Source organism: Streptomyces sp. CAI-85 (assembly GCF_013363615.1).
GTDB lineage: Bacteria > Actinomycetota > Actinomycetes > Streptomycetales > Streptomycetaceae > Streptomyces > Streptomyces antibioticus_B.
Window position 1 is genome coordinate 69,656 of sequence record NZ_JAANNX010000013.1, and the last position, 23,087, is coordinate 92,742.

25 protein-coding genes are annotated in these 23,087 nt (G+C 71.5%); 16 read left to right on the plus strand and 9 right to left on the minus strand.

All coding sequences use genetic code 11. The annotated features are described in order from the left end of the window. Positions 1 to 74 precede the first annotated feature (74 nt). The gene (locus tag G6W55_RS17560) at positions 75 to 236 is read left to right on the plus strand and encodes a hypothetical protein (protein ID WP_167797224.1); all 162 of its coding nucleotides are present in this window, start codon (positions 75 to 77) and stop codon (positions 234 to 236) included. A 13-nt stretch (positions 237 to 249) separates the two neighbouring features. Here the strand turns inward: G6W55_RS17560 and G6W55_RS39580 are convergent, their stop codons facing one another. Next, entirely contained in the window at positions 250 to 2,367 is a 2,118-nt protein-coding gene (locus tag G6W55_RS39580; protein ID WP_375372455.1) for a hypothetical protein, read from the minus strand. A 153-nt stretch (positions 2,368 to 2,520) separates the two neighbouring features. After that, the gene (locus G6W55_RS17575) at positions 2,521 to 3,726 is read right to left on the minus strand and encodes a PP2C family protein-serine/threonine phosphatase (protein ID WP_175521784.1); all 1,206 of its coding nucleotides are present in this window, start codon (positions 3,724 to 3,726) and stop codon (positions 2,521 to 2,523) included. Between the two features lie 152 nt (positions 3,727 to 3,878). Between G6W55_RS17575 and G6W55_RS17580 the strand changes: the two genes are divergently transcribed. Beyond that, the gene (locus G6W55_RS17580) at positions 3,879 to 4,319 is read left to right on the plus strand and encodes a hypothetical protein (protein ID WP_175521785.1); all 441 of its coding nucleotides are present in this window, start codon (positions 3,879 to 3,881) and stop codon (positions 4,317 to 4,319) included. Between the two features lie 80 nt (positions 4,320 to 4,399). On the opposite strand, the gene G6W55_RS17585 is transcribed toward G6W55_RS17580, so the two are convergent. Then, positions 4,400 to 4,945, minus strand: a complete 546-nt coding sequence (locus G6W55_RS17585) for an SH3 domain-containing protein (RefSeq protein WP_175521786.1) — start codon at positions 4,943 to 4,945, stop codon at positions 4,400 to 4,402. A gap of 183 nt (positions 4,946 to 5,128) precedes the next feature. Here G6W55_RS17585 and G6W55_RS17590 point away from each other — a divergent pair, with 183 nt between their 5' ends. Next, positions 5,129 to 6,013: a hypothetical protein gene (locus G6W55_RS17590; RefSeq protein ID WP_175521787.1), complete on the plus strand. Its 885-nt coding sequence runs from the start codon at positions 5,129 to 5,131 to the stop codon at positions 6,011 to 6,013. Positions 6,014 to 6,168: 155 nt separating this feature from the next. Here G6W55_RS17590 and G6W55_RS17595 read toward each other — a convergent pair whose 3' ends face one another. Continuing rightward, positions 6,169 to 7,482, minus strand: coding sequence for a PLP-dependent aminotransferase family protein (locus G6W55_RS17595; protein WP_175521788.1), 1,314 nt, complete (start codon positions 7,480 to 7,482; stop codon positions 6,169 to 6,171). Between the two features lie 89 nt (positions 7,483 to 7,571). Here G6W55_RS17595 and G6W55_RS17600 point away from each other — a divergent pair, with 89 nt between their 5' ends. Both G6W55_RS17600 and G6W55_RS17605 read left to right on the plus strand, forming a co-directional pair. Continuing rightward, positions 7,572 to 8,357, plus strand: coding sequence for an alpha/beta fold hydrolase (locus tag G6W55_RS17600; RefSeq protein WP_175521789.1), 786 nt, complete (start codon positions 7,572 to 7,574; stop codon positions 8,355 to 8,357). 35 nt (positions 8,358 to 8,392) lie between these two features. Then, a complete protein-coding gene (locus G6W55_RS17605) occupies positions 8,393 to 9,343 on the plus strand; it encodes an endonuclease/exonuclease/phosphatase family protein (protein ID WP_175521790.1) in 951 nt (316 codons plus the stop codon). A 16-nt stretch (positions 9,344 to 9,359) separates the two neighbouring features. On the opposite strand, the gene G6W55_RS17610 is transcribed toward G6W55_RS17605, so the two are convergent. Further along, on the minus strand, positions 9,360 to 11,432 hold the full coding sequence (locus G6W55_RS17610; RefSeq protein ID WP_175521791.1) for a PhoX family phosphatase: 2,073 nt from the start codon (positions 11,430 to 11,432) through the stop codon (positions 9,360 to 9,362). A 736-nt stretch (positions 11,433 to 12,168) separates the two neighbouring features. Between G6W55_RS17610 and G6W55_RS17615 the strand changes: the two genes are divergently transcribed. The 5 genes from G6W55_RS17615 to G6W55_RS17635 all read left to right on the plus strand — a co-directional run bounded on the left by G6W55_RS17615 (position 12,169) and on the right by G6W55_RS17635 (position 16,189). Continuing rightward, complete coding sequence (locus G6W55_RS17615; RefSeq protein WP_375372456.1) at positions 12,169 to 13,272, plus strand: VWA domain-containing protein; 1,104 nt, start codon at positions 12,169 to 12,171, stop codon at positions 13,270 to 13,272. 118 nt (positions 13,273 to 13,390) lie between these two features. After that, the gene (gene metG / locus G6W55_RS17620; protein ID WP_175521793.1) at positions 13,391 to 15,106 is read left to right on the plus strand and encodes a methionine--tRNA ligase; all 1,716 of its coding nucleotides are present in this window, start codon (positions 13,391 to 13,393) and stop codon (positions 15,104 to 15,106) included. Between the two features lie 21 nt (positions 15,107 to 15,127). Further along, positions 15,128 to 15,346 carry a type II toxin-antitoxin system VapB family antitoxin gene (locus G6W55_RS17625; RefSeq protein WP_175521794.1) on the plus strand — a complete coding sequence of 73 codons (219 nt, stop codon included), beginning with the start codon at positions 15,128 to 15,130 and terminating at the stop codon, positions 15,344 to 15,346. A 163-nt stretch (positions 15,347 to 15,509) separates the two neighbouring features. Beyond that, on the plus strand, positions 15,510 to 15,887 hold the full coding sequence (locus G6W55_RS17630) for a type II toxin-antitoxin system RelE/ParE family toxin (protein ID WP_175521795.1): 378 nt from the start codon (positions 15,510 to 15,512) through the stop codon (positions 15,885 to 15,887). Then, positions 15,884 to 16,189, plus strand: coding sequence for a helix-turn-helix domain-containing protein (locus G6W55_RS17635; RefSeq protein ID WP_175521796.1), 306 nt, complete (start codon positions 15,884 to 15,886; stop codon positions 16,187 to 16,189). Before G6W55_RS17630 ends, G6W55_RS17635 begins: the two co-directional genes overlap by 4 nt. A 13-nt stretch (positions 16,190 to 16,202) precedes the next feature. On the opposite strand, the gene G6W55_RS17640 is transcribed toward G6W55_RS17635, so the two are convergent. The 3 genes from G6W55_RS17640 to G6W55_RS17650 are packed head-to-tail and all read right to left on the minus strand — an operon-like array spanning position 16,203 to position 17,463. After that, on the minus strand, positions 16,203 to 16,385 hold the full coding sequence (locus tag G6W55_RS17640) for a DUF397 domain-containing protein (protein ID WP_175521797.1): 183 nt from the start codon (positions 16,383 to 16,385) through the stop codon (positions 16,203 to 16,205). Further along, positions 16,382 to 16,591 carry a DUF397 domain-containing protein gene (locus tag G6W55_RS17645; protein ID WP_175521798.1) on the minus strand — a complete coding sequence of 70 codons (210 nt, stop codon included), beginning with the start codon at positions 16,589 to 16,591 and terminating at the stop codon, positions 16,382 to 16,384. The genes G6W55_RS17640 and G6W55_RS17645 overlap by 4 nt, the downstream gene beginning before the upstream one ends. After that, positions 16,588 to 17,463: a helix-turn-helix transcriptional regulator gene (locus G6W55_RS17650; RefSeq protein WP_175521799.1), complete on the minus strand. Its 876-nt coding sequence runs from the start codon at positions 17,461 to 17,463 to the stop codon at positions 16,588 to 16,590. Before G6W55_RS17650 ends, G6W55_RS17645 begins: the two co-directional genes overlap by 4 nt. Positions 17,464 to 17,616: 153 nt before the next feature. Between G6W55_RS17650 and G6W55_RS17655 the strand changes: the two genes are divergently transcribed. From G6W55_RS17655 to G6W55_RS17680, 6 genes are all read left to right on the plus strand, one after another. Then, the gene (locus tag G6W55_RS17655) at positions 17,617 to 18,162 is read left to right on the plus strand and encodes an ATP-binding protein (RefSeq protein WP_175521800.1); all 546 of its coding nucleotides are present in this window, start codon (positions 17,617 to 17,619) and stop codon (positions 18,160 to 18,162) included. A gap of 145 nt (positions 18,163 to 18,307) precedes the next feature. Then, positions 18,308 to 19,174 carry a helix-turn-helix domain-containing protein gene (locus G6W55_RS17660; RefSeq protein ID WP_175521801.1) on the plus strand — a complete coding sequence of 289 codons (867 nt, stop codon included), beginning with the start codon at positions 18,308 to 18,310 and terminating at the stop codon, positions 19,172 to 19,174. 104 nt (positions 19,175 to 19,278) lie between these two features. After that, complete coding sequence (locus G6W55_RS17665) at positions 19,279 to 19,626, plus strand: hypothetical protein (RefSeq protein WP_175521802.1); 348 nt, start codon at positions 19,279 to 19,281, stop codon at positions 19,624 to 19,626. Further along, the gene (locus G6W55_RS17670; RefSeq protein WP_175521803.1) at positions 19,623 to 19,880 is read left to right on the plus strand and encodes a hypothetical protein; all 258 of its coding nucleotides are present in this window, start codon (positions 19,623 to 19,625) and stop codon (positions 19,878 to 19,880) included. The genes G6W55_RS17665 and G6W55_RS17670 overlap by 4 nt, the downstream gene beginning before the upstream one ends. 142 nt (positions 19,881 to 20,022) lie before the next feature. Next, positions 20,023 to 20,388 carry a PH domain-containing protein gene (locus G6W55_RS17675; protein WP_030781620.1) on the plus strand — a complete coding sequence of 122 codons (366 nt, stop codon included), beginning with the start codon at positions 20,023 to 20,025 and terminating at the stop codon, positions 20,386 to 20,388. Between the two features lie 39 nt (positions 20,389 to 20,427). Then, positions 20,428 to 21,096, plus strand: a complete 669-nt coding sequence (locus tag G6W55_RS17680) for a hypothetical protein (RefSeq protein ID WP_175521804.1) — start codon at positions 20,428 to 20,430, stop codon at positions 21,094 to 21,096. Between the two features lie 79 nt (positions 21,097 to 21,175). On the opposite strand, the gene aspS is transcribed toward G6W55_RS17680, so the two are convergent. Continuing rightward, positions 21,176 to 22,939 carry an aspartate--tRNA ligase gene (gene aspS / locus G6W55_RS17685; protein ID WP_085211023.1) on the minus strand — a complete coding sequence of 588 codons (1,764 nt, stop codon included), beginning with the start codon at positions 22,937 to 22,939 and terminating at the stop codon, positions 21,176 to 21,178. Positions 22,940 to 23,087 lie beyond the last annotated feature (148 nt).

A 23,087-nucleotide genomic window follows, 5' to 3' on the forward strand; every position in this document is an offset into this window, starting at 1 on the left:
CGGCGAATTAAACATGCTTAACACACGAGTGTTGCCCGCTGTGGACCCGCCGACATCGACGTTGTGAGGTTGCCGTGCACGGACGCCCGTCCGCCTCCGAGGGACACTGCTACGCGAGGGCCGTCGCCGCCGCCGTCCTGGCCGTCGCCGCCCTGGTCACGGCCGCGAACGCGGTACCGGTGGGCACGACGGCGACGACACCCCCGACGGCCCAGCAGCCGGACCGGAACCGCTAGGTCGCGTGGGGTCTCACCCCTGGATCTGCAACTCCCTGAGCTGCCGCCGCACATGGTCCAGGGCACCCCGGCGCCGGCCGGGCACCCGCCCGCGCAGCTCGGCGAGGGCCGGACCCAGCTCCCTGGCCCGCACGGGGTCGGTGACCCGGCCCCACTGATGATGCGCCCGGTCGACGGCCGCCTCCACCGCGGCCGCGTCGACGGCCTGCCCGGCGTCCAGCCGCGCCGCGGCGACAGCGAGCCAGGCCCGGCAACTCCGCACGGCGTCCCCCGCGAACATGGCGAGATCGGCCCGCACCTCGCTCCAGTGCAAGACGGCCTCGGACCCACCCCCGTACGCGGCGAGAGCCGCGGCCTCACACCGCGCGGCAAGGGCATCGGCATCCACGTGCCGCCCATCGCGAACGGCCAGGGCGATGGCGGTGTGGGGGTCGAGGGGGTCTTGACCAAGGCCGGCGAGGGTGGGGCCGGGGGCCCGAGCGGGGGCGGGGGGCTCGGTGGGAGCAGTGGCTCGGCCAGGGCGAGAAGCCGAGGCGGGGGCGGCTTGGACGGGAAGGGAAACCCCGGCGGGAGCAACGGGCTGGGCCGGGACGGAACTCCCCGCGGAGGCAACGGCCCGCACCTCGGCGGAACGCCGGGCGGCTACGGGGGACTGTCCAGGAACGGAAGCCTCAGGGGCCCCGGCGGGGACAGCGGCTTGGACGGGAAGGGAAACCCCGGCGGAAACAACGGGCTGGGCCGGGACGCAACTCCCCGCGGAGGCAACGGGCCGCGCCTCGGCGGAGCGCCGGGCGGGTGCGGGGGACTGTCCAGGAACGGAAGCCTCAGGGGCCCCGGCGGGGACAGCGGCTTGGCCAGGGCGGGAAGCCGCGGCGGGAACAACGGGCTGGGCCGGGACGGAACTCCCCGCGGAGGCAACGGCCCGCACCTCGGCGGAACGCCGGGCGGGTGCGGCGGGCTGTCCAGGGGCGGAAGGCCCGGCGGGGGCAGCGGGCCGGGCCGGGACGGGGGGCCAGGGCTCGGAAGGCGCGGCCATGGAAGAACCGGCGGGCGGAACAACGCCGGCCGGAACGCCAGCGGTGGAAGCAATGCTGGCCGGAACGCCGACGGCGGGAGCAACACCGGCCGGAGCACCGGCGGTTGGACCACCGGCGGTTGGACCACCGGCGGCCGGAGCACCGGCGGCGGGAGCAACGCCGCCCGGAGCGCCGGCGGTTGGAGTGGTAACGGACGCGGCGGCCGGAGTGCCCGCGCCTCCGACACCCGTGGCGGCGGCGTGGGCCGTGGGCGGGACGTCGGTGGCGGGAGCTTCTACGCCCGCAGCCGAAGCCCCGGCGGCCGCGAGGCCGTCTGCTGGGGTGCCCGGGGCCGGACCACCCGCCGCGGGGGCGCCGTTCGCCGAACCGCCCGTCGGCTCGCCGGCAGTCGTCCGTACACCTGTGAACGTCGGTCGGCCCGGTACCGGCGCAGACGTCACCGGTACCGCGAAGCCCCCCGCCCCCGTGCCGCCGTGGAGGAGGAGGTCCCCGACCTCGCCCTCGGCGGCGATGCGGGTCAGGGCCGTCTGGTGGAGGTGGTCCAGGGGAGGGCGGCCGCCGCTGCGGAGGATCGTCGCCAGGGCCTTCATGTACGTGGGGGCGGCGACCGTACGGCGGGCCGGGGGCGGGGCGATCCTGCCGTAGACCGAGACGCCCGGCCCGCACTCCAGGACGTGCCCCCGCAGCCAGCCCCAGGTCTCCGCGTCGGCGTGCAGGTCGACCAGCAGCGTGGTCGTGCCCGGGGTGCGCAGCCGTAGCTCCTCGCGCAGCCAGTGCCAGGGCAGGGCGGTGTAGCGGACCGTGGAGGCGGTGGTGCGGGCCAGCGCCAGATGCGGCAGGTGCTGACGGCGGTCGAGCTGGAGCTGCCCGGTGATGAAGAGCGTGAGCGGTCCCGGCGCCGCCGCGGCGGCCCGCAGCCGGGTCAGCACGGCCTGCGGTTCCAGCGGATCGGCCAGCTCGACCACGTTCGCGGTGTCGGTGCCGGCCAGGATCGCGGGCGGTACGGCCGCGAGCACGGGGAGGACGGACGCCGCGTCCACCAGACACCCCTTGCCCGCGGGCGAGGCCGCCAGCAGCAGCACGGTCCCGGGCATGATCCCCTCCCCCTGTCGATCACGTACCTCAGCACCGTAACCGCTGTCGCCGCGCCGAGGGGCCCCGAGGACCGCAAACCTCCCCGTACGGGAACTTCGCCGCCCAGGATCAGCCAGGCGTCGGCCCAGGATCAGCGCGGCGTCAACCCGCCCTCACCCCGCCCCCGATTCCGGCCCCGGCGGGAGCCCCGTCGTACGGACCGCGAAGATCGTCGTGTCGTCGGCCAGCCGCCCCCGGCAGTGCCGCAGGGTGCCGTCGCGGACGTGGGTGACCAGGCGGGCCGGTTCGGCGGTGCGCGGGTCACGGGCGACGGCCTCCGTGAGCCGGTCGCTCAGCGGATAGAACGTCCCCGACGCGTCCCGCGCCTCCGTCACCCCGTCCGTGACCAGGAGAACCGTCTCCCCGGGATCGATCCGCACCCGCAGCACGGCCGGCCGAGCCGTCCGACCGACCAGGTCGCCGAGGCCCAGCGGCAGACCGTCCCCGGACGGCAGACGCCGTACGCCGTGGGTGCCGACGGCGAGCGCGGGCTCGTGGCCGAAACCCACGATGTGCACGGACGTCCGGTCGTGCGGCGGGAAGCCCAGCAGGACGGCGGTGGCGAAGCGGTCCCCGTCGGCGCGCCCCAGCGCGGTCGTGTGCACCCGGTGCCGGCGCATCCGCGTCTCCAGCCGGTCGGCGACCGTCGCGAGGTCCTCCTCGTGGTAGGCCGCCTCCCGGAACGTGCCGAGCAGCGCGGCCGCCGCCTCCACCGCGCCCAGCCCCTTGCCCTGGACGTCCCCGAGGAGCACCCGGGTGCCGTGCGGGCCGGGCTGGATGTCGTAGAAGTCGCCGCCCACCCGGGCCTCGGCGTCGGCGGCGAGATAGACGGCCGCGTGGTCCAGGCCGCCCCAGACGGGAGGCAGCGGGCGCAGCACCGTACGGCGGGTGGTCTCGGCGATGTCCATCATGTGCAGCATCCGCCGCTCCCCGCGCACCCGGAACGCGGCGGCCAGGACGGACAGGATCGAGCCGATCACGACGAGCGTGAAGTCGGCGGGCCCGGCCCGGTACTGGTCCGGCCAGGCGGCGTCCGCGACGACGTAGGTGATCAGCGCGAGCACCGCGAACAGGATCGTCGTCCACATCCCGCACAGCGCGGCGGCGATGGCGGAGACGAACACGCACCAGGAGACGACCCGGAACTCGCCGGTGGTGTTCCAGTCGGTGAAGGCGATGGCGACGAGCGTGGCGAGCGGCACCAGCCAGGTGACGCTGCGGCCCCGGAACCGCAGGAGCTGATGGCGTTGCAGGACGTCCCGGCTCCGGGCCCGGGCCCGCGGGCTGCGGTCGTGCGGGTCGTGGCCCCCGGCCTCCATGTGGTCAGCGAAGCACGGTGTCGGACCGGCCGCATCCGGGCACCCGGCCCGGGATCCGACTTGCCGCCGCCTCCGCCCAGGTGTGCCCTGGAAGGACAGGGAGGGAGACGGGGGCGAGGAGAAGCCGGGGGCGAGGAGAGAGGAGTGCTCCCATGGCTCATGCGGCACCCGTGATGCGGGCACCGTCCCGGACGGGCAGGACACCCGACGTCTTCAGCGACCGGACCCACCGGATCGCGGCGTGGGCGGTCCCTGTCACGCTCGGGCTGATCTACGGCTACTGGGTCGCGGCCAACAACCGCTCCGGCGAGGCCATCACCGGCTGGAACGTCCTGCTCGGCTTCGTGAGCGCGATCGTGTTCGCGGCGCTGTGGATGGGCATCCACGCGCTGGCCCCGCATGTCATCCGGGAGGTGCACGCCCTGATCTGGGCGGCGTTCGCGGGCTGCGCGTTCGGTTTCCTGTACAGCGAGACCGGTGCCAGTGTGCTGCGCTCGGTGGGCATGGGCGTGGCCATCGGCGCGAGCACCTTCGGAGTGCTCTTCTACCGCTACTACACGCACGAGGACGCGGAGGGTCATCGCGTCCGCTAGGACCGTCCGCGGCGACGGTCACGCACCACATGGGCCCCGGCGTTGTACGCCGGGGCCCATGTGTTCCCTCATCCCTCCACTCACCGGGTGACCGGGATCCACTCCCAGCCGCCCGACGAGGTTCCGGAAGCGCTGAACTCGAAGGAGCCCGAGACGCTGAACGAGCCGGAGGCCACGAGGCTCCACGCGTCGTTCCAGAACGGGTCGGTCCAGTTGACCCAGTGGCCGTCCTTCCACTGCGGGCACGGGTCGTCGCAGGCCGGGACGTGCGCGCGGCCGACGTCGACGAACGCGGCCGACGCCCAGCCCTCGGCGCCGATCATCCAGTACCAGTACGGGTTGCCGTTGACGCTCTGTCCCTTCACCATGCAGCGCACCCGGTCGTGGCTGCCCGGCGCGAGCTGAGCGGCCAGCGGTGCGTGGGTGGTGGGGGCCTGACGCAGGCTGAGGTTGGTGGAGGAGACGACGGTGCCTCGTACGGAGGCGCCGTTCACGCTGCTGCCGTGTCCTTCGGTGTAGGTGGTCGGTGAAGCTTCCGCCGCGGTGGTGCCCAGCGCCGTTGCGGCGAGGGTGCCACCGGTGAGCAGGGCCGCGGCCAGAGTCCGCAGGGCCGGAGTGGTGCGCATGATCGACCTCCTTCTCCCCAGAACCAGGTAACACCCGTTCGGGTGAAGCCTCCACCCGAGGCGGTGTGGAGGGCCCGAAACCCCAGCTCCGACGGGGTGCGGGCCGCCTCGCACCCGGGCGGCCCAGCACCGCTCGCGCGGTCCGGCGGGGGGCTGTTGCCTGGGAGGGTGTCCCGAAACCGGGTGTCCCGAAGCCGCAGGACCGCCGTCTCGGCCGTCCTGACCGCTCTGGCCTGCCTGCTGGTGCCGTTCGGCACGCTGGCGGTCTGGGCGGTGCACGGCCTGGGCCACACCGGACGGTACGTCACCACGGTGGCGCCGCTGGCCTCCGAGCCCGCGGTCCGCGACGCCGTGGCGGACACGGTCGGTGATGATCTGGCCCAGGCTTCCGGTATGGACCGGGACCTGGTGCGGGACGCGGTCCGCTCCTTCACCGGCACCCCGGCCTTCCGCGCCGCGTGGGACGCGGCCAACACGGCCGCGCACACCGCCGTCCTCCGGGCCCTGCGCACCGACGACGAGCGCGCCGCCACCCTCGATCTGGCCTCGGTCACCGCCCCGTTGCGGGACCGTCTCGCCGCCGACCACGTGCCCTTCGCCGACCGCTTCCCGGTCGAACACCGCGAAGTGGTGCTGGTACCCCCCGACGAACTGCCCGCCCTGCGAAAGGGCTACCACGTGCTCGACATCGCCTCCTACTGGCTGCCCGCGGCGGCCGTCCTCTTCGCGGTCACGGGAATCGCCGTCGCCGCGTGCCGCCGCCGCGCGCTCACCGCGACAGCGCTGGGCACCGCGCTCGGCGGCGCGTTCCTCGCCCTCGCCGTCGCGATCGGCCGCCACCTCACCCTCACCGACCTCCCCGACCCGTCCCACCGCGCGGTGACGGCAGCGGTCTACGACACCCTGACGTCCCCCCTCCGCACCACGTCCTGGCTCCTCCTGACCCTGGGCCTGACGACAGCGGCAACCACCTGGCTGACAACCCACGTCCCGCTCCGCCGCCCCCACCCCCCAACCCCCCCGATCCCCACGGCCCCACCCCCGGAACCAACCCGAGTCCACGCCTGACCCCACACCCGCCCAAGCCACCCGCACGACCGACGGAACCCGCAGCCGCCGACGGCGAGTCGCCCATCGAGAAACCCGCACCTGATCAAGGAACCCGCACGGGTGGTGCGGGTGGGAAACTCCGAAGCCGAAGGCGAAGCCGAGGCCGAGCCGCCTCAACACGGCCCCGCAGAGGCCAGCGCCGCAAGCCTCCTCAACGCCCCGGCCAGTTCAGGCAGCGGCGCCGACGCCAGGCCGAGCCTGACCGCGGTCGGCGTGCGGCGCGGGGCAACCGCAAAGGCCGTGCCGGGGGTGAGAGAGATGCCGTGGGTGGCCGCGGCCGCGGCAAAGGTGTCCGCCCGCCAGGGCGCAGGCAACTCCCACCAGGCGAAGTAGGCATGCGGCCCCGTACGAACCCCCACACCCCCCAGACACTCCGCGAGAACCCCCTGCCGCCGCCCCACGTCCACCCGCTTCCGAGCAACCAGCTCGGCAACCGTCCCGTCCTCGATCCACCGCACCCCCGCCTCCAACGCGAACCCCGCCGCACCCCACCCACCCGACCGCACCGCCGCCGCCACGGCATCACCCCGATCCTCCGGTACGACGAGGAACCCGACCGTCAGCCCCGGCGCCACCCGCTTGGACAGCCCGTCCACGACATACGTGAGCCCCGGCGCGTACACGGCGAGCGGCACCGCATCCGGCCGCAGGAAGGACCAGATACGGTCCTCGACCACCGGAAGGCCCAAGTCGGTCACCAGACACCCCAGTTCGGACAGCCGACGCTCCGAAGTGACCAGCGACGTCGGATTGTGCAACGCCGGCTGGAGATACAGCGCCGAGAGAGACGCGGCACGATGCGCTGCGGCGATCGCGTCCGGCCGCACCCCCTCCTCATCGCTCGGCAGCGGCACCAGCACGATCCCCAGCCGCGCCGCGATCTCCTTGACCAGCGGATACGTCAGCTCCTCCACCCCCACCCGACCGCCGGGCCGGACCAGAGAGGCAAGCGCGGCGGCGATCGCCTGACGGGCGTTGCCGGTGAAGAGGATCCGCCCGGGCAGCCCGAGAAGGCTCGCGGCGGCCGCCCGGGCCTCCGCCGTACCGTCCGCCGCGGCGGGCCGCATCGCCCGCGCGAACACGTCCGGCCGCAGCAGCGGCGCGAGCGCGGGGGCGAGCAGCTCCGACTGCCCCGGCGCGGAAGGGTAGTTCAGCTCCAGGTTGACGGTGGGCGCGGAGGCCGTCGGCTCCACGAGCCCCCGCCCGTGCGGTTCCGGCGGCGCGGCCCGGACGAACGTGCCGCGTCCGACCTCGCCCACCACCAGCCCCCTGCGCACGAGTTCGCCGTAGACCCGCCCCGCCGTCGAGGGGGCGATGCCGTGGCGGCGGGCGAACCACCGCTGCGGGGGCAGCCGTTGGCCGGGCCGCAGCAGCCCGGCGGCGATGTCCTCCGCGATGCGGTCGGCGATGACCCGGAAATCCCGCATACGTGCCCGCACCCCACCGTCGTCGTCGATTGCACCGAGGGCAAAGATCTTATTGCACCGAGAAGAACGGCCGACCTAGGGTCACGGACATGGCATCACCCCCCTTCCTCGCATACGAGGACAAAGGCCCGCACTCATCTCTCCCGCCCCTCGTCCTCGTCCACGGCCACCCCTTCGACCGCAGCATGTGGGCCCCGCAGATCGAGACGTTCTCCGCCGAACGCCGCGTCGTCGCGCCCGACCTGCGCGGCTACGGCGCCTCCCCGGTCGTCCCCGGCGTGACACCCCTCTCCCGCTTCGCCGACGACGTCCGCGAACTCCTCGACACGCTCGGCGTGGACACCTTCGTCCTGGCCGGACTGTCCATGGGCGGCCAGATCGCCATGGAGTGCTACGACCGTTTCGGCGACCGCGTGCGCGGGCTCGTCCTCGCCGACACCTTCCCGGCGGCGGAGACGAGCGCCGGGAAGATCGCGCGCCGCGAGACGGCCGACCGGCTGCTCGCGGAGGGCATGCGGGGCTACGCCGACGAGGTGCTGGAGAAGATGGTCGCGCCCTACGCAGACCCCGACGTGAAGGCGCACGTCCACCGCATGATGACGGCCACCTCCCCGGAGGGCGCCGCGGCCGCCCTCCTCGGCCGCGCCGAACGCCCCGACTACCGCGCCCTGCTGACCCGCGTCACCGTGCCCGCCCTGGTCGTGGTCGGCGCCGACGACGAGTTCACCCCCGTCTCCGACGCCGAGGCCATGCACGCCGCCCTGCCCGACTCCGAGCTGTGCGTGATCCCGGGCGCCGCCCATCTGCCCAACCTGGAGCGGCCCGCGGAGTTCGACGCGGCGCTGGGCCGGTTCCTGGCCGGGATCGGGGCATAGCCTTTCGCCAGGACGAAGAGGCGCGGGGGAGACTGATGGGTCACCGGACACGGCTGCTCGCCGTCTGGTGCGCGGCCGCGCCGCTCGGCGCGGTGAGCGTGATCGTCGGCTGCCGGCTCGCCGACACCGACGCCGTCACCCCCGTACCGCAGACGCTGGCCTTCCTGCCCTGGCTGCTGGTCCCCGCCGCCCTGGCCGTGGCGCTCACCCTGCTCGCCCGCTGGTGGAGCGGACTGATCTGGGGCGTCGTGGTCCTCGCCCTGCTCGCCTGGTGCGTCCGGCCGTACGGCCCCGGCGGCGAGCCCGGCGGACCGGCGCTCGCCCGGCTGCGCGTCCTCACCTCCAACGTGGAGTTCGGCTGGGCCACCGGCGCCCTGATCCCGCTGATCCGGAGCACCGGGCCCGACATCGTGTTCGTCCAGGAGTGCGAGTACACCTGCCAGGCCCGCCTGAAACGGGAGGTCGGCGGCACCTACCCGTACCGGAGTGCGGTGGAGGGGGACACCTCCGTCGGGTCGGTCATCCTCAGCCGCTTCCCGCTGACGTCCGCCGCCGGCGTCCCCGGCCGGATGGGCATGCCGGGGGCGGTCGCCGACGTCGACGGGCACGCCGTACGGCTCCAGCTCGCCCACCCCAAGCCGCCGCTGCCCCGTCAGGTCTCCCTCTGGAAGGAGGAGCTGGGCCGGCTGCGCGCCTTCGCCGCCCGGCACGACGACGGCCCGCTGGTCCTGGCCGGCGACTTCAACGCCTCCCAGGACCACGCCGCCTTCCGCCGCATCCTCGACACCGGGCTGCGCGACGCGGCCCGGCTGTCCGGCGCGGGCCGCGAACCGAGCTGGCCGAGCGACACCGCGCCGCCCTTCGGCGCGCAGATCGACCATGTGCTGGTGTCCGAGGAGTTCTCGGCGAGCCGGGCCCGCTTCCTCGACCCGGCCGGCACCGACCACCGCTCCCTGCTGGTGGACCTCACCCTGCACGCGGCCTGACCGGCCGCCGGGCGCGTCAGACGCCGATGTCCCGGCCGTCCACCCGCCACACCGCCACCACCGCCGGGCGGACGATCTTCCCCGGCCCGTCCGGCCAGACGCTCGCGGGCTTCTCCACGGACGCGCCGTTCACCTCGCCCGGGTGCTGGACGGCGACCAGGACCCGCCGGTCCTGCACGAGCGGACCGCAGGTCTCGGCGCCGACCGGCACCGTCAGGAACTGCTTCAGCTCCCCGCGCCGCGGGCCGCGCGTGGCCACGCCGAACAGGCCGTCGTGCGAGCCGAGCTGGGCGCCGTCGGTGGAGATCCACAGGTTGCCGTGCGGGTCGAAGGCCACGTTGTCCGGGCAGGAGATCGGGCTGACGGCGTCCTTGGGGAAGCCCGCGAAGTAGGTGGCGGGGTCCTTCGGGTCACCGGCGACCAGGAACAGCGACCAGGCGAACCGGGTGCTCTCGGCCCGGTTGCGGTGCTCGGTCAGCTCCAGGATGTGCCCGTGCTTGTTGGCGTTGCGCGGGTTGGCCTCGTCGGCGGCCGGGTTCGTACCGGTGCCGCGGTTGGTGTTGTTGGTGAGGGCCACGTACACCTTGCCGGTGTGCGGGTTGGGCTCGATGTCCTCGGGCCGGTCCATCTTGGTGGCGCCCACCTTGTCACCGGCGAGGCGGGTGAAGACGTACACCTCCTCGGCGGTCATCCCCGGCACGTGCGAGACGGCGCCGCGCGCGGTGGCGGTGGCCAGCGGGATCCACTCCCCGCTGCCGTCGAACTCGCCGTCGGCCGGGAGCCGGCCGCTGCCGTCGACCTCGACGGCGGGGGAGTCGCCGGTGAGCCGGGCGACGTAGAGGGTGCCCTCGTCGAGGAGCGTGGAGTTGTGCTCGCGCGCGGCCCGCGAACCGCCCCTCTTCATCCGCTTGCTGCCGACGAACTTGTAGAAGTAGTCGAACCGCTCGTCGTCGCCGGTGTAGACGACGGGCCGCCCGTCGTCGGTGAGCCGCACGGTCGCGCCCTCGTGCTTGACCCGGCCGAGCGCGGTGCGCTTGCGGGGCGTGGAGGTCGGGTCGTACGGGTCCAGCTCGACGACATAGCCGAAGCGGTGCGACTCATTGGGCTCCCGGGCGACGTCGAAGCGCCGGTCGAAGCGTTCCCACTTGCGCTCGGTGGCGCCGGTGCCGAGGCCGTAGCGCTTGTCGGTGGCGCGGGTGGCGTTGGCGAAGTACTGGTTGAAGTTCTCCTCGCCGTGCAGCGTGGTGCCCCAGGGGGTGGTGCCGCCGGAGCAGTTGTTCAGGGTGCCGAGGACCGTGCGGCCGGTCGGGTCGGCGGACGTCCTGAGCAGCTCGGACCCCGCGGCGGGGCCGGTCAGCCGGAACGTGGTGGTGGCCGTGACGCGCCGGTTCAGCGGATGCCGCGGTACGGCGGTCAGGGCGCCCGTCCTGCGGTCCTCCTCCACGACGACGACCCCCAGCCCGTGCGCGGCCCAGGCGATCTCGACCTGCTCGCGGGTCGGGTTCTCGGGGTCGTAGCCCCGGAACATCAGCACCTCGTCGGTGTACTCGTGGTTGGCGACGAGGAGCTGGCGCCGGTGCTCGCCCGGGAGCGGCAGCAGCGCGAGGAAGTCGTTGTTGTACCCGAACTGTCCGGCCTGGGCCGCCGCGGTCTGCTTCTCCGGGTCGAAGGCGGGCGCCCCGCGCAGGATGGGCTCACCCCAGCGGACGACGACGTTCTGCCGGTACCCGTCGGGCACGGTGACGGCGTCGGCGGTGTTGGGGGCGACGGAGGAGTACCGAAGCCCCCGGGCGGGTTGAGGAGTGATGGCCGGTTTGTGCCGTTTCCCTTCCCCCTCTCCCCCGTGCGCGGCGGCGGGAACGGCGGCCCCCGCCCCCACCCCCGCGGCGACGGAGACGACGGCGGCGGCCCGCACGACCGCCCGACGGCTCAGGGCACCCGCGATGACGTCACCGACGTACTCGTTGTCGCTGGTGTTGGGCACCTCGTGGAAGCAGGCGTCGCCACAGCGGAAGCGACAGGTCAGGGCGGATCGACCGCCGGGATGCGAATCGGACGGCGTTCCGATGAGCGGCAGCAGCTTGCGCACCTTTGTTCTCCCCTTGCGTGCCCGTGATGTGAGCGTGACGTTAGGGGGGTGGTCGTGCGCGGGCGCGGACGCGAGGTGAACGAGGGGTGAATGCCCTTGTTCGACAAGGGTGTTGGACCGTCCCCGGACACGTCCGGAAGGCGGTGTTGACACACGCCTGTCCCCCTTGCTCACCCCTGCCGAAGATCGCCACGAGAGGCCGCTAACCTTACGTGTCCGTCCTGGCCAGGGATTGAGGCTTCAACTCACGCGAAGGGTTGCGCGCATGGGCATTCTCACTCGCCTTCGGAACGCTTTCGGCCGCTCACGCAAGGAGCGCGACCTCGGGGCGGAGGAAGTCCCTTCGCAGGGCCGCCCCCCGGCGGAGGAGGAAACCCCGACCCCCACGGTCCCGGAACCCCGCACGGAGTCCCCCGACACCCACGACCTCGTCTCAGCAGCCTTCGACAAGGTAACGGTCCCGCCCCAGACGCCTGCGGCTGAGCCCGAGGCCAAGGCGGAGACGCCGGCTGAGCCCGAGGCAGAGGCGGCGGCCACGGCTGAGGTTGAGCCCGAGCCCGAAGCCGAGGCCGAGGCCGAGGCCGAGGCCGAGGTAAAGGCTGAGGCAGAGGCGGAGACTACGGCTGAGCCCGAGGCTGCGGCAGAGCCCGAGGCAGAGGTAGAGGCGGAGGCTACTGCCGAGCCCAAGGCCCAGCCCGAGCCCGAGGCAAAGACCGAGGCAGAGCCTGAGGCCGAGGTGGAAGCTGCGGCGGAGGCGGAGGCAGAGGCTGCTTCCGAGCCTGAGGCCGAAGCCGAGCCCGAGCCGACGCCCGCCCCGGAGCCGGCCGCCGAGCCGGTGGCGGAGGCCGTGACGCCCGAGCCCGAGCCGACCGCCGAGGTCCCGCCTGCGGCGGAGGAGCCGGAGCCGGTCGCCGAGGTCACTCCTGCGGAAGAGGCAGCACCGGAGCCGGAGGCGGAGCCGACGGCTGGGGCCACGGACCCGGCGGCCGCCGACGGCGAGTCGCCCTCCGAGGAGCCCGCACCCGACAACCCCACCCGCACGGGTGGTGCGGGTGGGAACGACCAGGCCGAAGGCGAAGCCGAGGCCGAAGCACAGACCACCGAACCCGCACCCGCCGACGGCGAGACGCCCCCGGAGGAGCCCGCACCCGACAACGCAACCCGCACGGGTGGTGCGGGTGGGAACACCGAGGCCGAAGGCGAAGCCGAGGCCGAGACACAGGCACAGGTCACCGACCCCGCCGCAAAAGCCCTCGCCGCAGCGCAGCTAACCGGCACAAAGGCCACCGTCTACCTCGTCCTCGACCGCTCCGCCTCCATGCGCCCGTACTACAAGGACGGCTCCGCCCAGGCCCTCGCCGACCAGACCCTCGCCCTCGCCGCCCACCTCGACCCCGCCGCCACGGTCCACGTCGTCTTCTTCTCGACGGAGGTCGACGGCACCGCCGACCTGACCCAGGCCGACCCCGAGAACAGGATCGACGAGCTGCACGCCGGCCTGGGCCGCATGGGCCGTACCAGCTACCACGCCGCCGTCGAGGCCGTCGTAAGCCACCACGAGAAGTCGAACGACCCCAAGGGCCCCGCCCTGGTCGTGTTCCAGACGGACGGCGCCCCGGACGCCAAGACCCCGGCCACCCAGTCCCTCAACGACGCCGCGAAGAACCACCCCACCGTGTTCTTCTCCTTCGTCGCCTTCGGTGAGCACGACAACAAGGCGTTCGACTACCTCCGCAAGCTCAAGACCCCCAACGCGTCCTTCTTCCACGCGGGCCCCACCCCCCGCGAGCTGACGGACACCGAGCTGTACGAGGGCGTCCTCGCAGGCTGGCGCCCGTAACCCCAGCGCTACTCCGATGCCGCCCGCATCCCACCCCGTAAAACGGGAGGCGGGCGGCATACACACGTCGGCTACGATTTCAAGGTTCGTACCCGTAGCGACCTGGGAGCAGCCCCCGATGGCTCGACACCTCATCACCAGCGCCCTTCCGTACATCAACGGAATCAAGCACCTGGGCAACATGGTGGGGTCCATGCTCCCGGCGGACGTGTACTCCCGGTACCTCCGCCAGCGCGGCCACGACGTCCTGTACATCTGCGCCACGGACGAGCACGGCACCCCCGCCGAGCTGGCCGCGAAGGAGCAGGGCCTGCCGGTCGACGAGTTCTGCGCGCAGGCGCACGACGCGCAGAAGGCCGTCTACGACGGCTTCGCACTCGCGTTCGACTACTTCGGCCGCAGCTCCAGCCCGCAGAACGTCGAGATCACCCAGCACTTCGCCCGCCGCCTCAACGAGAACGGTTTCATCGAGGAGCGCGCGATCCGGCAGGTCTACAGCCCCGCCGACGGCCGTTTCCTCCCGGACCGCTACGTCGAGGGCACGTGCCCGCACTGCGGCTACGACAAGGCCCGCGGCGACCAGTGCGAGAACTGCACCCGGGTGCTCGACCCCACCGACCTGATCAACCCGCGCTCGGCGATCTCCGGCTCCACGGACCTGGAGGTCCGCGAGACCAAGCACCTCTTCCTCCTCCAGTCCAAGCTTCAGCACGAGGTCGAGGCGTGGGTGTCCCGGCACGAGGCCGACTGGCCGCAGCTCGCCTCCTCCATCGCCCGCAAGTGGCTGAACGAGGGGCTGCACGACCGCGCGATCACCCGTGACCTGGACTGGGGCGTGCCCGTCCCGGCGGACACCTGGCCGGAGCTGGCCGCCGAGGGCAAGGTCTTCTACGTCTGGTTCGACGCCCCGATCGAGTACATCGGCGCGACGAAGGAGTGGTCCGACCTCGACCCGGAGAACCGCGACTGGAAGTCGTGGTGGTACGAGGCCGACGACACCGTGCGCTACACGGAGTTCATGGCGAAGGACAACGTCCCCTTCCACACCGTGATGTTCCCGGCCACCGAGCTGGGCGTGCGCGAGCCGTGGAAGAAGGTCGACTACGTCAAGGCGTTCAACTGGCTGACGTACTACGGCGGGAAGTTCTCCACCTCCCAGAAGCGCGGTGTCTTCACCGACCAGGCCCTGGACATCCTCCCGGCCGACTACTGGCGCTACTTCCTCATCGCCAACGCGCCCGAGTCGGACGACTCGTCGTTCACCTGGGAGCACTTCACGGCCACGGTCAACAAGGACCTCGCCGACACCCTGGGCAACTTCGTCAACCGCGTCCTGTCCTTCTCCAAGAAGCGTTTCGGCGAGGAGGTCCCGCAGGGCAGCGCGGCCGGTGAGGCGGAGGCGAAGCTCGGCGAGCAGATCGCCGAACTCCTCGCCGAGTACGAGGCCCAGATGGAGGCCCTCCAGTTCCGCAAGGCGGCCGCCGCCCTGCGTGCGCTCTGGTCCGCGGGCAACTCCTACCTGGAGGAGAAGGCCCCCTGGCTGGAGATCAAGACGGACAAGGACGGCGCGGCTCTGACCCTGCGCACGGCGATGAACCTCATCCACCTGTACTCGGTGGTCTCCGAGCCGTTCATCCCGGCCAGCGCGAAGGTGATGCGCGAGGCGTTCGCCCTGTCCGACGACACGGCGACCTGGGTCTCCCCGGAGGAGGCGAAGGCCCTGGCCGCCGTCCCCGCCGGCACGGCGTTCACCGTCCCGCCGGTCCTGTTCGCCAAGCTGACGGACGACGACCTGGCGGCCTACAAGGAGCGATTCGGCGGCCAGGAAGCCTGACGCCGCAGAGCCGGAGGCCACATGTCCAGGATCCTCGTCGACATCGACGACGACATGCTGGCCTTCGCTCAGCAGCAGCTCGGTACCAAGACCAAGCGGGAGACCATCAACCGCGCGCTGACCATGGCGGCAGCTATCAGTGCGGACGACCGGGCCCGAGTCCTGCGCTGGCTCCAGGAGAACGCCGAAGACTTTCTCGACTTCGACGTTCTCGAAGATCGGGAGCGCTCCGGCCTATAACCGCCGTCCGGCGACTGCTGCGTGGCCAACTCGGCGCGCCCTGGCCCGACCGCGTGGCGCGAGGTCTCGTCGCCATCTGCCCACCGGTCGAGGCCGAACCGATGCCCGCCAGCGGTCATACCCGCCCTTGCCCATACCGTCGACGATATATATCGTCGACGGTATGAAAGGTTCGCGGTACACCATCGAACTCGAACCCGAGGTCGAGAAGTGGCTGGACACCCTGACCCCGCACGACCACGGCCGGGTGATGTTCTACGCCGACCTCCTGGCCGACTTCGACGGCATACTCGACGAGCCCTACACCCGTCACCTCGGCGGCAAGGTACGAGAGCTCCGGTTCCGTCTCGGACGGCAGCACCACCGCATCACCTACTGGCTCGCACCGGGCCGGCGCATCGTGCTTCTCACCGTCTTCACCAAGACACAACCGCAGGAGAACGCCGAGGTGGAGCGGGCCCTGGCCGCCCAGAAGAAGTGCGAGGCCGAGCACCCGCCCGCCCATACCGTCTACGACCGCTTCCCGGAGGACACCCCATGAGCCACACTCGTTGGGAAATCACCGATGCCGACCGGGCACGTGAGGGATACCAGGAAGCCCGTCGCGCCTACCTGTTCGGCAAGGCAATCCGTGACCGCCGCACCGCCCTGGGGCTGACCCAGACCCAACTCGCCGAACGCGCGGGCATGACCCAGGCCGCCATCTCACGCCTGGAGCACGGCGGCTCCACACCGACCATCCCCCTCCTCGAACGCCTGGCCTCCGCTCTCGACTCCACCCTGCACCTGGACATCACGCCCGACAGCGACCTCTCGGTGGCCTTCACTTCCCGGGCAGCCTGACAAAGTTGCAGTATCAGCTCCCGGACACGTACTCCACAAAGCCCGCCCATGCCTCCGGCGTGAGAGCGAGGCGTGGGCTGACGTCCGGGTACTTGGAGTCGCGGACGTGGATGGTGCCGGGAGTGTGGGCGACCTCGACACAGGACTCGCCGTCAGTGCCGCCGCTGTAGCTGCTCTTGAACCACACGCCGCTCATGACGACGCGTACGCCACGAAGTCCGTCCAAGCGTCCGGCGCCAGCGCGAGGCGGGGGCTGGCGTCCCGGTGCTTGGAGTCGCGGACGTGGATGGTGCCGGGGGTGGCGGCGACCTCAACACAGGAGTTGCCGTCGCCGCTGCTGCTGTAGCTGCTCTTGAACCACGCCAGCTCGGAGCCGTCGCCGGTGATGGGGTTGCCGCTCATGTTTCTCCAAGCATCTGCTCGATGAACGCCCGCGACTCTCGGGGCGTGAGCGCCTGGGCCCGGATCATGCTATAGCGCAGGTCAAGGATGCGGATCTGCTTCGGATCGGTCACTGGGCGGCCGTTGAACGCCCCTTCGGAACGCCCCACCGCCGTACCGTCCGGGAACTTCAGCACCTCGACGATCCCGCCCGTGCCGAAGTGCTCCTCGATGTCTGTCGGCATCACCTGGATAGACACGTTCCGCAACTCCCCCAGCTCAAGCAGACGTTCGAGCTGTCGACGCCACACCATTCTGCCCCCGACCGGCCGCCGGAGCGTCGACTCTTCCTGGACGAAGCTGAGCGTCGGCGCTGGTGCTCTGTCGAAGATCGGACGGCGAGCCATGCGGGCGGCCACCATGCGTTCCGTCTCCTCGTCCGAGTACGCGGGAAGCCACGCGCCGAACAGCGCCCGCATGTGGTCCTCGGTCTGCAACAGACCAGCGACGTTGCTGTTCTCGTACACCCCGATCTCGACCGCCCGTGCCTCCATCTGCGCCAAGTCCCGCACCTTCTTCGGATACCGGACCTTGGCCACGTCCTCCTTCATCGCCGCAAGCAAACCCCCCGCCCCCAACACCTCGTCCGCCCTGTCCAGATACTCGGGCCGGGGAATCCGTTTCCCGCTCTCGATCTTGTAGACGAGGTCCTCTCCGTACCCCACCGCGTCGCCGAACTCGCCGGCCCGCATCCCCACCGCCTCCCGCCGCAACTTCAACTGCCGCCCCACGGTGGCGACTACGGCCACACCCCACTCGTCGTCCGGATCCACCTCCCACCCCGGCTCGTCCGCCTCCGTCCTGAGCCGCCGTACCTCGCCGTCCACCGACATGCGCACCCCTCCGTAATGCCGCCACGTACCGCGACGCCCTACCCGCCCGCACCGCCCCGACAGCCCGGACACACCGGACAAGCGCTGGACAGTCACCGTACGCAACGACGTCGTCACTACTCACGCTAAGCGCATCCGGCCACGCTGAGTGACGTGATTCCAGAATCGGCCCAACCCGACTGCCACTTCCGCAACTTCAGCGTCCTGCTGTCGCCCACCCCGCGCGGCGCCCGCCTCGCCCGCCTCCTCGCCACCGAGCAACTGCGTTCCTGGGGCCTGCCCCAAGACCCGGCCGCGAACATCGTCGCCGAGCTGGCGAACAACGCGGCCGGCCACGGCAAGGTCTCCGGGCGCAACTTCCGGCTCCTGCTGTACGTCATCGGCGGAACGCTCCGCATCGAGGTGACCGACACACGCGGTGACCGGCTCCCGGAGCCCCGGGAGGCGGCCCCCGACAGCGAGACCGGACGCGGACTCTCCCTCGTGGCCGCTCTCGCGGACCGCTGGGGAGTCGCCCCGGGTCTTCGCCCGCGCAAAACGGTATGGGCCGAACTCACCCTCCCCGCACCGGAATCACCGAAGCCTGGAACTCCACACCCCGGTCCGACCTGCGCCTCCTATGAACTACCCACTGGAGATAAAGCACCCCACCAAGCCCCACCCCTCCCTCCCGCGGCGCAAACTCACTCCCGCGAGTGAATATGCCCAACTGGGCTGGATTCGGACCCGGTTGCCTGCCTTACGCTCACCGCAGCAAGAAGCAATCCCAGACATGCGTCGGCCCCCGCCGGGAGTAGCGATCCCTGCGAGGGCCTGACCACCGAGGAAGTTAGGCCCTTCCTGAATGGATACCGAAAACCCTAGCGCGCCCGCGTCCGCCAAGTCCCGTAACCCGGGCAAAAACCACACCCACGGGCGCCCCAACTCCGGCGTGATCCACGAACACGTCCGCCTCACCGAGAACTTCACGGTGATCGGCAACGACCTCGCCCAGCACCGGGAGCTGTCGCTGCTGGCGATCGGGCTGGCCTGCTACATCCAGTCCGTGCGGCCGGGCACGGCGATCGACATCAAGAGCCTCGCCGGCCGCTTCCCGGAAGGCCCCACCCGTATCGCGGCGGCACTCCGCGAACTGGAGACCCACGGCTACCTGCGCCGCAGCCGCTTACGGGCGCCGACCGGGCGGATCGTCACCCGCACGGTCTCCAGCAACAGGCCGGGCCACAGGCCCGCCGCCGACACCCCCGACAGGCCCGTCCGACGCACGGCACCGGAGAAGCCGCCCCCTCGCAAGCGACTGCTCCCACCCGTGCCGAAGCCCGGGTACAGCTCCCCCGAGCTGCTCAGGATGGCCGTCGACGTCCTCGCCGGGCTCCGCCGTCACGACCCCCGTCTGCTCCTCTCCGCCACCGACGCCGAGCATCTCGCGCCCGGTGTCGCCGCCTGGCTGGAGCGCGACCTCACCCCCACCGCCGTACGCCACGCGCTGACCGAGAACCTGCCGCTGGAACCCCTGATCCGCCCGGCCGCCCTCCTGGCCCACCGCCTCACGGCCCAACTCCCGCCCCCACCCCCGTTCCGCCCACCGGCCCCACCACCCCCGGAGCGCAGACACCCTCTCCAGACCTGCGACCGCTGCGACCGCGCCTTCCGCGCCCCGGAACCGGGCCACTGCCGCGACTGCCGAACGTCCACGAACGAGGCAGCATGAACACACAGATGCTCGTCATCCCCTCGGATGCCTCGGCACCAGCCGAGCTCCCCGCGCTCCCGCCCGGCCCGGATACCCTGGCAGGGGTACTCCTGGAGGACACCATGAGCACACTGGCCGACCACGGACGCGAACTGATCCCCCGCCCCGAGCAGACTCCCGACGCTCTGCGCGCGGCTCTCGCCGTCGTGGCCCCGGGCCGCCTGGAGGAGATGCAGGCCACGAAGGACGAGGCCTTCGCCAAGGCCGTCGAGTGGCAGTCCCTGAGCCCCGTGCAGAGCTGGGTCCTCCTATGGGCCAGGGACATCGAGATCGCCCGCCGCCCCGACCTGTCCTCCCGTCTCGAACGGGCGCGGGGCACCCTGGAGAACGAAGACCCCGCCGTCGCTCGGCAGGCTCTCCAGGAGCTGACCGCCGTACTGGACGAGGCCATGAAGGCAGTGCGCGGTTGAGCTGGAAGTGGGAGTACGCCTTCGGAGCGGAGGAAGCGGCCCGCACCGCTCCCGCCGATTTCCTCGCCAGAGTGGAAAGCACGGCGGACGAGCTGGTCAGAGCCGCCGAAGCGGTCCACGTCCACGGACGGGCCCATAGAGGCTTCGATCCGAAGGGCGGCGACGTCATCGTCCCCGGCGGCATGTTCACGTACCAGGTCGTCGTACGCAGCGAACGTGTCTACGTCGTCCAGATCACCTGCCTGGGTTTCTGAACCGCCGCCGTCGCCGCGAACTGAGGCGCCTCGTACAACGTCGTTGTCGGTGTGGGCGATCCGGACCGGGACGGCAGAACGGACCCGGGTGCCCCCGACACCACAGGCATGCTGTCCGGTACCGGTATCTGAAGGAGATGTCATGGCGCTCTTCGGCAACGCCCATCCCATCGACAACCACCAGGCCCAGCAGGACTACGCGCGGCTGTTCGGCCACGGCGAGACCGTGCACGCCGCGTTCCTGCTGATCCGCGACACCATACTGTTCACCGACCGCCGGCTGATCCTGATCGACAAGCAGGGGATCACCGGGAAGAAGGTCGAGTACCACTCGGTGCCGTACCGGAGCATCACGCACTTCGCCGTGGAGACCGCAGGCACCTTCGACCTCGACGCCGAGCTGAAGATCTGGGTCTCCGGCTCCTCCGTGCCGATCGAGAAGACCTTCACCAAGGGTGTGGACATCTACGAGGTGCAGGCGATCCTCACGCAGTTCGTGGCGCGCTGATCCCGGCGGGCCGGGGCCCACCCGCACTACGCTCCGGTCATGCCGCCCCACCTGCTCGAACCGCCCCTCCAGCTCATCGCCGACGTCCTCGACGCGGCACCCGCGCCCTTCTCGCTCGCCGGCGGGTACGCGCTGGAGGCCCACGGTCTGCCGCGCCGCCCGCACGCGAACGTGGACCTGGCGACGGAGAGCGCCGCACCGATGCCCCGGCTGGCCGAGGCCCTGGCGGCGGCGCTCATCGACGGGGGCCGGGAGGCGGCCGTACGGGACACGGACCCGCTCTCCGCGCACCTGGAGGTGTCGGGCCTGGGGCTCGCGCTCCACAAGGAGACCCTGTGGTCCCCGCCCGTCCCCACCCCGTACGGTCCGGCGCTCGCCCTCCCGGACGCCGTCGGCACCAAGATCCGCGCCCTGTACGACCGCGGGCTGGCCGTCGACCTGATCGACGCCCGGTCCGCCGCCGCCCGCTTCACCCACCCCGACCTGGAGGAACTGGGCCGCCGGCACGCCCGCGACGACTTCGACCTCCCCACCCTCCAGGCCCGGCTGACCGGCACGGACCACTACCCGGACGCGGCGTTCACGGCCTACGGTCTGACGGAACCCGAGATCGCCGCCCTCCGGTCCTGGGCCCAGGAATGGTCGACGGACATCGCCGAACGCCTCCTGGAGGAGGGAGCCTCCCCGGACGAACCGGAGGTGCAGTGATCTTCACCCTTCCGCATCCGCACGCGAAAGGGGCCGGAAATCGATGACGATTTCCGGCCCCTCCGTGAAGCGGGTGCGGTTACTTCGGCTGGGGCTTGCGCACCGTCAGGTGCAGCTCCTTGAGGCGGGCCTCCTCCAGCTCCGTCGGCGCGCCCATCATCAGGTCCTGGGCGTTGCCGTTGAGCGGGAAGGCGATCGTCTCGCGGATGTTCGGCTCGTCCGCGAGGAGCATGACGATCCGGTCGACGCCGGGGGCGATACCGCCGTGCGGCGGGGCGCCGAAGCGGAACGCGCGCAGCATGCCCGCGAACTTCTCCTCGACGGTGTCCCGGTCGTAGCCGGCGATCTCGAACGCCTTGAGCATGATCTCCGGCTCGTGGTTCCGGATCGCGCCGGAGGACAGCTCGACGCCGTTGCAGACGATGTCGTACTGCCAGCCCAGGATGTCCAGCGGGTCCTGGGTCTCCAGGGCCTCGAGACCGCCCTGCGGCATGGAGAACGGGTTGTGCGAGAAGTCGATGGCGCCGGTGTCCTCGTCCTTCTCGTACATCGGGAAGTCGACGATCCAGCAGAAGCGGAAGACGCCGTCCTCGAAGTGCCCGGCGCGCTTGGCGGCCTCGACCCGCACCGCGCCCATGATCTTCGAGACCTCGTCGAACTCGCCCGCGCCGAAGAACACGGCGTGCCCGGCGGCCAGCGACAGACGCTTGGTCAGCTCGGCGACGTTCTCCTCGGTGAGGAACTTGGCGATCGGGCCGGTCAGCGAGCCGTCCTCGGCGACACGGACCCAGGCCAGGCCCTTCGCGCCCTGCGAGACCGCGAAGTCACCGAGCTGGTCGAAGAACTTGCGGGGCTGGGCGGAGACGTCCGGCACCGGCAGCGCGCGCACATGCTTGCCGGCGAACGCCTTGAACTCCGAGCCCTCGAACACGTCGGTGATGTCGACCAGTTCGAGCTGGGCGCGCAGGTCCGGCTTGTCGGAGCCGTACTTCAGCATCGCCTCGCGGAACGGGATGCGCGGGAACGGCGAGGTGACATGACGGCCGCCGCCGAACTCCTCGAACAGCTCGGTCATGAGCTGCTCGATCGGCCGGAAGACGTCCTCCTGCTCGACGAAGCTCATCTCGACGTCGAGCTGGTAGAACTCGCCCGGCGAACGGTCCGCGCGCGCGTCCTCGTCGCGGAAACAGGGCGCGATCTGGAAGTAGCGGTCGAAGCCCGAGATCATCAGCAACTGCTTGAACTGCTGCGGCGCCTGGGGGAGGGCGTAGAACTTGCCCGGGTTCAGCCGGGAGGGGACGACGAAGTCACGGGCGCCCTCGGGGGAGGTCGCGGACAGGATCGGCGTCGCCATCTCGTTGAAGCCCAGCGCCGTCATCTTGTGCCGGATCGCCGAGATGACCGCCGTGCGCAGCATGATGTTCTTGTGCATGCGCTCGCGGCGCAGGTCCAGGAAGCGGTACTCCAGGCGCCGCTCCTCGTTGACCCCGTCCTCGGCGTTGATCGTGAAGGGGAGCGGGGCGGCCGCGCCCAGCAGCTCGACCTCGCCGACCTCGACCTCGATCTCGCCGGTGGGCAGCTCCGGGTTGACGTTCTCGGTGCCCCGGGAGACGACCTTGCCGTCGATCCGGACCGTGGACTCCTTGGTCACCTTGTCCAGGGCCTCGTAGGCGGGCGTGCCGGGACGGGCGACGAGCTGCGTGATGCCGTAGTGATCGCGCAGATCGATGAAGAGGATGCCGCCCAGGTCGCGCCGATTGTGCAGCCAGCCACTCAGCCGGACGTCGGTGCCGACGTCAGAGGAGCGGAGCTCGCCGCAGGTGTGGGACCTGTACCGATGCATCGTCGTTCATCCAGTCTTCGCGGATCGGGGATCATGTCGGGGCATGTGTGGGGCACGTTTCACGTGAAACAACCCCAGCCTACCGGCCGGGCCGAGATCGCCTCTCCTCAATAGACCGAGGGTGATCCGGGGCGATCGGTGGCATTTG